This window comes from Acidisphaera sp. L21 (assembly GCF_009765685.1).
GTDB lineage: Bacteria > Pseudomonadota > Alphaproteobacteria > Acetobacterales > Acetobacteraceae > LMUY01.
This window is the reverse complement of the sequence record NZ_LMUY01000137.1, coordinates 1-10,038: the sequence shown is the minus strand read 5'-3', so window position 1 is coordinate 10,038 and position 10,038 is coordinate 1. Positions and strand designations below refer to the sequence as shown.

9 protein-coding genes are annotated in these 10,038 nt (G+C 62.6%); 3 read left to right on the top strand and 6 right to left on the bottom strand.

The annotated features are described in order from the left end of the window. Nucleotides 1-984 (top strand): MmgE/PrpD family protein (locus tag GSQ76_RS25505; RefSeq protein WP_158746911.1); only part of this gene is annotated, 984 nt, incomplete at its 5' end. Between the two features lie 349 nt (nucleotides 985-1,333). On the opposite strand, the gene GSQ76_RS30950 is transcribed toward GSQ76_RS25505, so the two are convergent. The 6 genes from GSQ76_RS30950 to GSQ76_RS25480 all read right to left on the bottom strand — a co-directional run bounded on the left by GSQ76_RS30950 (nucleotide 1,334) and on the right by GSQ76_RS25480 (nucleotide 7,804). Beyond that, nucleotides 1,334-1,708, bottom strand: a complete 375-nt coding sequence (locus GSQ76_RS30950) for a hypothetical protein (protein WP_174247401.1) — start codon at nucleotides 1,706-1,708, stop codon at nucleotides 1,334-1,336. Further along, nucleotides 1,596-2,018: a YtcA family lipoprotein gene (locus GSQ76_RS32910; RefSeq protein ID WP_408837266.1), complete on the bottom strand. Its 423-nt coding sequence runs from the start codon at nucleotides 2,016-2,018 to the stop codon at nucleotides 1,596-1,598. Before GSQ76_RS32910 ends, GSQ76_RS30950 begins: the two co-directional genes overlap by 113 nt. A gap of 150 nt (nucleotides 2,019-2,168) precedes the next feature. Then, complete coding sequence (cydB, locus tag GSQ76_RS25495) at nucleotides 2,169-3,182, bottom strand: cytochrome d ubiquinol oxidase subunit II (RefSeq protein ID WP_158746909.1); 1,014 nt, start codon at nucleotides 3,180-3,182, stop codon at nucleotides 2,169-2,171. A 4-nt stretch (nucleotides 3,183-3,186) separates the two neighbouring features. Continuing rightward, nucleotides 3,187-4,614: a cytochrome ubiquinol oxidase subunit I gene (locus tag GSQ76_RS25490; protein WP_158746908.1), complete on the bottom strand. Its 1,428-nt coding sequence runs from the start codon at nucleotides 4,612-4,614 to the stop codon at nucleotides 3,187-3,189. A 578-nt stretch (nucleotides 4,615-5,192) separates the two neighbouring features. Further along, entirely contained in the window at nucleotides 5,193-6,926 is a 1,734-nt protein-coding gene (gene poxB, locus GSQ76_RS25485) for a ubiquinone-dependent pyruvate dehydrogenase (protein WP_158746907.1), read from the bottom strand. Nucleotides 6,927-6,982: 56 nt separating this feature from the next. After that, entirely contained in the window at nucleotides 6,983-7,804 is an 822-nt protein-coding gene (locus GSQ76_RS25480) for an alpha/beta fold hydrolase (RefSeq protein WP_158746950.1), read from the bottom strand. A 389-nt stretch (nucleotides 7,805-8,193) separates the two neighbouring features. On the opposite strand from GSQ76_RS25480, the gene GSQ76_RS25475 reads away from it, so the two are divergent. Next, a complete protein-coding gene (locus GSQ76_RS25475; RefSeq protein WP_158746906.1) occupies nucleotides 8,194-8,967 on the top strand; it encodes a helix-turn-helix domain-containing protein in 774 nt (257 codons plus the stop codon). Nucleotides 8,968-9,308: 341 nt separating this feature from the next. Continuing rightward, nucleotides 9,309-9,872: a recombinase family protein gene (locus tag GSQ76_RS25470; protein WP_158746949.1), complete on the top strand. Its 564-nt coding sequence runs from the start codon at nucleotides 9,309-9,311 to the stop codon at nucleotides 9,870-9,872. The last annotated feature ends 166 nt before the right edge of the window (nucleotides 9,873-10,038 follow it).

Sequence of the window (10,038 nt, the reverse complement as noted above, 5' to 3'; positions counted from 1 at the left end):
GCCGCATACGAGATCCACCTGCGCCTGGCTGAGGCAGCGGGCGAACCCAGCCTCTGGAAGCGCGGCTGGCATCACTCCTGCAACCTAGCCTATTCGGCCGCCGCGCTCGCCAGCTACCTGCTCGGATCGGATGCGACGCGCACGGCGCACGCGATCGGCATTGCCGCCACCCACCTCAACACGCTGGCGCAGCTGCAAAGCGGCGGCATCGGCATGATCAAGGCGACCGCGGAAGCCTGGGTTGCGAAGGGCTCGATAGAAGCAGCGTTGTTGGCACATCACGGCCTCACCGGGCCAGACAGCATCATGGAAGGCAAGGCCGGCTGGGCCAACAGCGTTGCGGGCGCGGTGGACCTCACCATCCTGACGGCCCCGGTGGAGCAATGGCGCCTCATGCGCACCAGCATCAAGCCTTACGCCGCGGTCGCCACAGCAATGGCGCCGGTGCAGGCTGCCATCGACCTGCATCGGGACGAGCACGTGCGCGCCGACGCCATCGCTGCCGTCACCGTGCAGCTGCCCGCCTTCGCGCTTGGCACGCCCTCGGCCGATCCGGACCGGCGCTACCCGGCCACGCGCGGATCGGCCGACCATAGCTTCATCTACTGTACGGCCGTCGCGCTGATGTTCGGCCGTTGCATGGAGGCGGAGTTTGCAGACGCAGTAAGGACCGCGCCAGAGCTGCGTGAGCTGCTGGCCAAGGTGGAATTGGTTGAGGATCCGGCGCTATCAAGACGCTGGCCTGATGCCGCAGGCGGGGGAGTAGAGGTTGTGTTGAACGACGGACGGCATCTGTCCCGTCGTTACGTGGCGCCGCCAGGCCACCCGACCAACATGCCGGACTTCGATGCGGCGACGGGCAAGTTCATGAGTCTGGCCGCTCCCGTAATCGGGGACACGAAAGCTACGGAAGTGGTTCGGCATGTCTGCAACCTGGACGACGCCAAGACGCTCGCACCGCTGATGGCCTGCGTAGCGGTATAACTTGAGCCATCGGCATGGGCTGCCGAATGCCTGTGTCTACGAGCTGCTCGCTAGCTGCCCTTACCATTTCCTCTGGCAAGAGCCGACAGTCCGCTGCCGACCAACCGGAGCCGGCCTACTTCTGCACGTGGTGGAAAGCAGAACTTCGCCACAAGACTATCTGGCAAGCAGTGTCCGACAAACGAACCTTTCGCGGACACCCGGGGCAAGTCCGCTCTTGATGCCGGTGCGGCCGTAGCTTGAGGTGAGGATCCGGGCAGTCCCTGTGGTGCCCGGTGCTGCGCCTGGCTGTCGATTAACCATCTGTAATCCGATGCTAGCCCGACGGACACTTGGCTGTGACGACCGGTTATGTTGTCGCTCCGTGTGAGGCGGATGGGCGGCCAATGTCTCCTCGGCGCGGCACCGCCGCCGCAACGCCTGTGGGGGTTGCCTGCAGCCCGCTCAGTTGCGCCGGGCCTGTTCGAGCTGCAAGCGGAAGGGCTCCGGATCGATCACGAACAGCAAGTTCGCCTGCCCGAAAGGTCTTGTTGTTGGTCACCTCGAGCGACATCAGCCGGCCGCTCACGTCGGGAGCCATGTACACGACGTCGGCGTCGATGAACGCGTCGTCAAGACGGGGGCGATGGTCCAGCCGCTGCGAAGCGAACACGGCGCCGAGGATGGCAGCCGCGAGCGTCCCGACGGTGAAAACGATGCCAAACAGCTGACCGACGCACTTCACCGGCTATTGCCCAAACCAGATCAGCCAGGTGAACAGCGTGACGGCCACTGCTACTGCTAAATAAGCGATTGGCGGGGCGAGTACAAAGGGGTGCAGCCTGACCACGCCCAGCAAGACACGGCACAACACCACCCGCCACGATTCCGATCGCGCTGCAAAGGATCCAGGCCGGGAAGAACGAGCCGAAGATATTCTGCGATGGCGACTTGCTGCACCCGGCAGAACAGAGCAACGCCGGCACTAAGCCCGCAAAGCTGCGGCACGGCCAGGGTGACGGCTTCGCCCGGCCTGCCACGCCGCTCGCAGTCATTTAGCCGGCTCTTTGCGGGGTAAATGAGCTGGATCGGGAAAGCGGCTGGTGAGCGCCCAGCGCAGGAGGCCGGCGACTGCCGCAATGCTCAGCACTCCGGACGTCCAGAGTGCGACGAACCAGGCTAGCTGCGCAAAAATGTTCCTCCGGTTAGTGATAGTGGGCACCGGGCTGCACCTTGCCGCGGAACACCCAGTAGCTGAATCCGGAATAGGCCAGGATCAGCGGGATCAGCACCGACGCGCCCACCAGCACGAAGAGCTGGCTGGCCCGGGGCGCGGCCGCCTGCCAGATGGTGATGTCGGGCGGCACCATGAGCGGGAAGAAACTGATGCCGAGCCCGGCGAAGCACAGCACGAAGATCGCCAACGCGCACAAGAACGGCGTCAGGTGGTGGCGTCTCTCGATGCCCCAGTGAAACAGCACCACCAGCCCCGCCACCAGCAGCGGCACGGGGCTGGTGAGCAGGATACCGGGCCAGTTAAACCAGCGCTTCTCGAACATCGGGTTCAGGAAAGGCGTCCACAAACTGACAGCCACGATTAGACCTAGCATCACCCAGCCCAGCACCCGCGCCTGCCGCCGGGCACGGTTCTGCAGTGAGTTCTCGGTGCGCCACACCAGCCAGCAGGCGCCAAGCCAGGCATACCCAGCGACCACCGCCACCCCGCACAGCGCGGTGAACGGGGTTAGCCAGTCGAACCACCCTCCGGCATACTGGCCGCCGACCACGTGAATGCCCTGCAGCAGCCCGCCCAGCGTCAGCCCCTGGCACAAAGCCGCGACGGTGGAGCCGCCGAAGAACGACAGGTCCCACAGCCGCCGCCCGATCGCGGTGCGGGCGCGGAACCGCAGTTCGAAGGCCACGCCGCGGAAGATCAGGCCGAATAACATGCCCAAGATGGTCGGATACAGTGCGGGCAGGATGATCGAGTAGGCGAGCGGGAACACCCCGAACAGCCCGCCGCCGCCCAGCACCAGCCATGTCTCGTTGCCATCCCACATCGGCGCGATAGAGTTGACCATGGTGTCGCGGTCGGTTGAACCCCGCTCGGCGGCGAACAGGATGCCCACCCCCAGGTCGAAGCCGTCTAGCATGACGTAGGCGAGCACGGCGAAGGCAATCAGCCCGGCCCAGATGGTGGCGATGGTCTCGGTGCTCATCGGACTACTCCGCTGGCAGGGGTGAAGCGGCGCCGGTGCCGGGTGGCACGGCGCCGGCCAGGCCGGGATGGATGCCCGCCGAGCGAATGGGCAGGTTCGGATCCAGCCCCGACTCGCCCGTAGACGGTGGCTTCGCCATCAACCGCAACATCACCATCAAGCCCGCGCCAAACACCGTGAAGTACACCACGGCGAACACCGCGAGCGAGGTCGCGATCCCCGGCAGGGCGATGGGCGATATGCTGTCCGCCGTCCGCAGCACGCCGTACACGGTGTAGGGCTGGCGGCCAATTTCGGTCGTCATCCAGCCGCACAGCATGGCCATGATCGGGGCGGGGCCCATCACCAGCGCTGCGCGGTGCAGCCACCGATTGCTGAACAGCCTGCCCCGCCACCGCGCCAGGAGGCTGAACAGCCCTAGCCCGAACATTAGGAAGCCGATGCCCACCATCGCCCGAAATGTCCAGAATACCACAGGAGCGTAGGGCCGGTCGGCTGGCGGCACTTGCTTCAGCCCCGGCACCCGCCCGCTCCACGTATGGGTCAGGATCAGCGAGGAGGCGTGCGGGATCTCGATTTTGTAGTCGGTGCGCTCGTCGGTCATGTTGGGCAGGCCGAACAGGATTAGCGGGGCGCCATCGGGGCCCGAGGGGTCAAAATCGCCCTCCATTGCGGCGATTTTCATCGGCTGGTGCTCGAGTGTGTTGAGACCGTGAATGTCCCCCATCGCGATCTGCAGCGGCGCCACGATGGCGGCCATCCACATCGCCATCGAGAACATTGTACGCACCGCCGGCGTCGCACGCCCGCATAGCAGGTGGTAGGCGCCGACCGATCCCACGATGAATGCAACGATCAAGTAGGACGCCAGCACCATGTGCGGCACGCGAACGAACACTGAGGGGTTGAACACCACCTGCCAGTAATCAGTGGGGAACATGCGACCGTCCGCGCCGACGCTGAACCCGGCGGGCGTCTGCATCCAGCTGTTCACCGACAGGATCCAGAAGGCCGAGAGGAACGTGCCTCCCGCCACCATGCAGGTGGCGAACATGTGCAACTTGCGGCCGACCCGCTCCATGCCGAACAGCATCACACCGAGGAACCCGGCCTCCAGGAAAAAGGCGGTCAGAACCTCGTAGGCCATCACCGGGCCGATCACCGGGCCCGCCTTTGCGGAGTATTGCGACCAGTTGGTGCCAAACTGGTAACTCATTACCAGCCCCGACACGACTCCCATGGCGAAGCCGATGGAGAAGATCTTGATCCAGTATTTAAATAGGTCGAGGTAAACCTGATTGCCCGTGCGCAGCCACATGCCTTCCAGCACCATCAGATAGCTGGCGAGCCCGATGGAGAACGCTGGAAAGGTGATGTGAAACGCCACGGTGAACCCGAACTGCACCCGGGCAAGGTGGAACGCGTCGATCATGCCAGGTTCCGCAGCCAGAATAACGGCTGCAAGTCCCAAGATTTCGGTCGACCGGTCGCTATGCTGACTGACATCTAGCTCTCCTCGTCGTTACGGAATCAACGCTAGATCTGCGAGAGCTCGGTCCTGCACTTCTCGCCAAACTCCTGAAGGGAGTTCATCTTACGCTCTTGAGCCATCGCGCGTATTCCCAGCAGGCTATGGTTGTGCTCCAAATAGGCCGTGATGATGTCGTCTATGGCTGGTTGGACGGCTTGCACCACAGGAGACGACGCCCACAGCCGCAGTTTGTTAACGATCGCGTAACGCTGCACAAGATCCCTACCGTCGTCCTTCTAGTGGCTCGATGCATCTACGTACAACCGGCTCGCTTCAATGATGAAATCGTTGAAGATCGCTTGGCGGCTCGTGCAGCTACTTTCTTTTCGTTTCTCGCAAATTGCGCCCGTTGCCAGGTTGTCGTGAACGAGGTCAAACCGCCGATGACTGCTCCTGCAAGCCCGAAGCAAGCCGAAACCTAGGCTGCGTCCATTCCCCTTCGAAACTATGGCTGCGTCACCAAAGCGGGTTTTGCATCCCTAGCGCCTCAGCAGGTTGGTTTCTGCGAGGTCGATGACCTCGTCGCCGCGGCCGCTCATGACAGCCCGCAGCACCCATAGGCTGAACCCCTTGACCTGCTCCAGCCCGATCGTTGGCGGCATCGAGAGCTCGTGCTTGGCCGTGACCACGTCGAGCAGCGCCGGTCCGTCATGGGCCAGCATGTCTGCGACAGCGCGAGGCAACTCGCCTGGGTCCTCGACACGCTGGGCGTGGATGCCCATTGCCCGAGCCATCGCCGCAAAGTCGGGGTTGTCTAGGTCCGTGCCCGCGTCGACGAACCCGGCCGCCTTCATCTCGAGCGACACAAAACCGAGGATGCCGTTGTTGTAGATGACAATCTTCACCGGCAATTTCTGTTGGGTGAGTGTGATCAGGTCGCCCATGAGCATGGTGAAGCCACCATCTCCCGATAGTGAAACGACTTGCCGGCCGGGCGCCGCGGCCTGGATGCCGATGGCCTGCGGCATCGCGTTGGCCATCGACCCGTGCACCAGAGAGCCCACCAGGCGACGCCGCCCGTTCATCCGCAAATAGCGCGCGGCCCAGATCGTCGGCGTGCCGGTGTCGAAGGTGAAGACAGCGTCATCCGCTGCGGCGTCGCTGATGACCTTCGTCAAATATTGCGGGTGAATCGGCTTGTGACCCGGCGTTCCCTTCGCCAGGTCGTCCAAGCCCTCCCGCACGCGCTTGTAGTGGGCCAAGCTGTCGTCGAGTAACCCGCGAACCGTTTTGGATTTGAGCTTTGGTAGCAACGCCTGGATGGTGGGCCCGACATCGCCGACAAGGCCGAGCTCGAGCTTTGCACGCCGACCCAAATTCTCCGGGCGGATATCGACCTGGACGATCTTGATGTCATTGGGCAGGAACTGTTTGTAGGGGAAATCAGTGCCGAGCATCAGCAACACATCGCAGCTGTGCATCGCCGCGTAGCCTGACGAGAAGCCTATGAAGCCCGTCATGCCGACGTCATACGGGTTGTCGTACTCGACGTACTCCTTGCCCCCGTAAGCGTGCACGATCGGGCTTTTCAAGATCTCGGCAAGCTGCAGCAATGGCCCATGCGCGCGGGCGCAGCCGCGGCCGCAGAACAGCGTTACGCGCTCGACGCCGTTAAGCAAGGCCGCAAGTGCATCGACGTCAGCGTCCGCCGGCTGCACCACGGGCTCGGGAGGCAACAGCGCGTGCTTGGCGGAGATGCCATGGGGCGCTGCAGGGCGGAGTGCCACATCGCCGGGTAACACGACGACGGCCACGCCGCGTAGCCCGACCGCAGCTCGGATGGCATTTTCAAGCACGAACGAGAGCTGAATGGGATCTGAGACGAGTTCGCAATAGTGGCTGCATTCGCTAAACAGGTTCTGCGGATGAGTTTCTTGGAAATACCCACCGCCGATCTCCGCCGACGGGATTTGGGCGGCAATCGCCAGCACCGGGGTGCGGCTGCGATGGGCGTCGAACAGGCCATTGATAAGGTGCAGGTTGCCGGGACCGCACGACCCGGCGCACACGGCCAAGTTGCCCGTGAGCTGCGCTTCCCCAGACGCCGCAAAGGCGGCGACTTCCTCGTGCCGGACATGGACCCAAGCGATGTCGGATTGCTGCCGAAGTGCCTCAGTTATGCCGTTGAGGCTATCCCCAGCTAATCCGAAGATCCGCTTGACACCTGCTTGTGCAAGGATTTGCACAAGCTGCGTAGCGACGTTTTCCCTCATTATCGTTTCCTAAAAAGAGGGTGGAAGGACGGCCTAGTGTGCTGCAAACACCGGGCTCAGGCTTTGATGAACGCGAGCAGGTCAGCGTTGATCTGCTCCGCATTCGTCGTCGGCATGCCATGCGGCAGCCCCGGGTAGGCCTTCATTGTGGAATGCTGAAGAAGTTTGGCCGATAGCGGCCCCGCATCCGAGAACGGAACAATCTGATCATCCTCGCCATGCATGACGAGTGTAGGCACTTCGATCTTCTTCAAGTCGCCGGTGAAGTCGGTTTCGGAGAAGGCCTTGATGCAATCGTATTGCGCCTTCACGCCGCCCATCATACCCTGACGCCACCAGTTCTCCCGCACGCCTTCAGAGACGGTCGCCCCGGGCCGGTTGTAGCCATAGAACGGCATCGTGATGTCTCTGAAAAATTGCGCCCGGTTGAACGCCGTCCCCGCCCGGATGTCGTCAAACACCGTTATAGGTAGGCCATCGGGATTGCTCTCGGTCTTTACCATGATCGGCGGCACCGCGCTGACCAGCACCGCTTTGGCCACCCGACCCTGCCCATGCTGCGCCACGTAGCGCGCGACCTCGCCGCCGCCGGTGGAGTGGCCGACATGGACAGCGTTGCGCAGGTCCAGCGCCACCGCCAACTCAGCGACGTCAGTGGCATATGTGTCCATGTCGTTCCCAGTCGCCGTCTGGCTCGACCGGCCATGGCCCCGGCGGTCATGCGCAATGACCCGATAGCCGTGCTGGAGAAAGAACATCATCTGCCCGTCCCAGTCATCGGCCGAGAGCGGCCAACCGTGATGAAACACGACTGGCTGACCACTGCCCCAGTCCTTGTAGTAGATCGTCGTCCCGTCCCTGGTCGTGATCGTCGCCATTATGAGCCTCCTGAACAAACGGAAAGGTCTGGTTCCGGCCCGCGACCTGGAGCTATCCGCGCCGCAGAAGGCGCGATCGCGGTTCGCAGACAAAAACCCGACGTCACCGTCCAGCGTACTTGTCGAAAGGATTTTGACAGCGAGGCGCGTCACCGTCTTGTCCAAAGTGGACGCCGTTTATACATTCCAGCCAGGAGAGTGCCCTGGCTCGAACTTACCGGCGCTTCGTTCTGTTGCATGGCCACCGGCACATCGGACACGAAATGAGCCACCTCAATCGTCATCTCTTCGGTCTCGGCAACTCGCCCTCCGTCTTCAAAACGTTAGACCTTCGGCGTGATGGCGGCGTGAGGCCCTTTGTTGCCCGATACATACTGAGAACTAACGGCATGATCGTGCCCGCCGCGATGGCTGCCGACATGTTCGTTCCGATCGTGCACATGGCGCGCCGACCCGCTTGCAACGCATTCCTCGACGGCAAGCACATCCACCGGCCGGCTACGACAGCTGGAACCGTGGCGATCAGGGATCGGCGGATCCCGAGCTACACTGACAGCACTATTGTTGACAATGTGAGCTTCTACATCTCCTTCGCCGATCTGGCGCGCCTGGTCGAACAAGCCGGCGGCCGCAGGGTCGACGCGTTCCCGCACCTGCTCGACCGCGCTCAGGATGACCCGATCCTGTACATGCTGGCGCGGACAAGCGAAGCCGCTATGGACTACCCATCCGAGGTGTCGTCGCTCTTCCTGGATCAGCTTTATAACACGGTTTGCGCGCACGTCGCGGCCACCTACGGTGGCGTAGACTTGCCGGCCCACCCTTCTCGAGGCGGACTGCCAGCGCGGCAGGAAGCCCGAGTGCGGGACCTACTGCTCACCAACCTCCGAGGTGACGTGAGCTTGGCTCGGCTGGCAGCACTGTGCGACTTGTCGGAGCGGCACTTCAGCCGCGCTTTCAAGCAGTCTGTCGGAGCGTCTCCGCACCGGTGGCTGCTTCTAAAGCGGATTGAGCATGCGCAGGCGCTGCTGAAGGGCAGCAACATGGCGATCAGCCAAATTGCGCTAGACTGTGGGTTCGCTGGTCAAAGCCACCTCGGCCGCGTGTTCACCAAGGTCATTGGCATCAGCCCCGGCGCGTGGCGCCGCGCGCAAAAGAACTAGCATGCCTGCCCTGGCTTTTTCCTTCTGGGTGAGAGCGGCTCATCGGAAACGCTCTCGACCGGCCCTGCAATTTCCTGGATCGGGCGGCAGGTCCGCTAAGAAACGATGGCTGCAGACGGCGCTTTGCGACAGAAAGTGTCCGCTTTCCATAGCTATCCTCTCTACACCGGACTGTCCGGTAACCACCACCACCAACAGCAGCCGACGCAGCCGGACGCGGCACAGGATGCCTGTCCGCCAAACGACCGTTGAACGGCCACCTCCAAAGTGTCCGTAATCCTAGACGGGAGACGAGAAGTCGGACAAGATGATTGCCGGACGGGAAAACGGACAGCACGGCTTTGGCATACATCGGCTACGCGCGCGTTAGCACCCTCGATCAGGATTCAGCGTTGCAAGTCGATGCACTTGCGGCGATGGAATGCTCGAAGGTATTCGAGGATCGCGCGTCCGGCGCCAGAACGGACCGCGCTGGCCTGCTGGCAGCCCTGGCCTACGTGCGCGAGAGCGACGTCCTGGTTGTCTGGAAGTTAGATCGCCTTGGTAGATCGCTGCCGCATTTGATCGAGACGGTCACGGCGCTGGAAAAACGCGGCGTCGGCTTCCGCTCCATAACCGAGGCGATCGACACCACCACGCCTGGCGGCAGGCTAGTGTTCCACCTGTTCGGCGCACTCGGGCAGTTCGAACGTGACCTGATTCAGGAACGTACGCGTGCCGGTCTGGTAGCCGCTGCGGCCAGGGGCCGAAAGGGTGGTCGAAAACCAGTTGTCGTAGGCGACAAGCTCCATCGAGCTCGCGTGATGGTTTCCAACGGGCTTACCGTCCGGGAAGCCGCAACCCGACTTAAGGTCGGCAAGACGGCGCTTTACGCAGCGCTACGCGATCAGGAATCCCAATCCTAATCTAAGTCGCCGGCGCACCTTCCTATTCTGTCGGCCGTCCGACTAAATTTGCAGCCGATCAGATTTCCTTGGCGCGTTGGTCGATGGGTGAAGGGAAGTCCTGGGCGTGAAGTCGCAAAGATCTTAGAGGGTGTTATGTACTTTCTTGAGGTTAGGGCTTAATGGG

Coding starts and splice junctions, on each gene's coding strand:
- GSQ76_RS25490 (WP_158746908.1), bottom strand. CDS start 4,614: ATGATCGACGCGTTCCACCTTGCCCGGGTGCAGTTCGGGTTCACCGTG.
- poxB (WP_158746907.1), bottom strand. CDS start 6,926: ATGAGGGAAAACGTCGCTACGCAGCTTGTGCAAATCCTTGCACAAGCA.
- GSQ76_RS25475 (WP_158746906.1), top strand. CDS start 8,194: ATGATCGTGCCCGCCGCGATGGCTGCCGACATGTTCGTTCCGATCGTG.
- GSQ76_RS32910 (WP_408837266.1), bottom strand. CDS start 2,018: ATGACTGCGAGCGGCGTGGCAGGCCGGGCGAAGCCGTCACCCTGGCCG.
- GSQ76_RS25480 (WP_158746950.1), bottom strand. CDS start 7,804: ATGGCGACGATCACGACCAGGGACGGGACGACGATCTACTACAAGGAC.
- cydB (WP_158746909.1), bottom strand. CDS start 3,182: ATGAGCACCGAGACCATCGCCACCATCTGGGCCGGGCTGATTGCCTTC.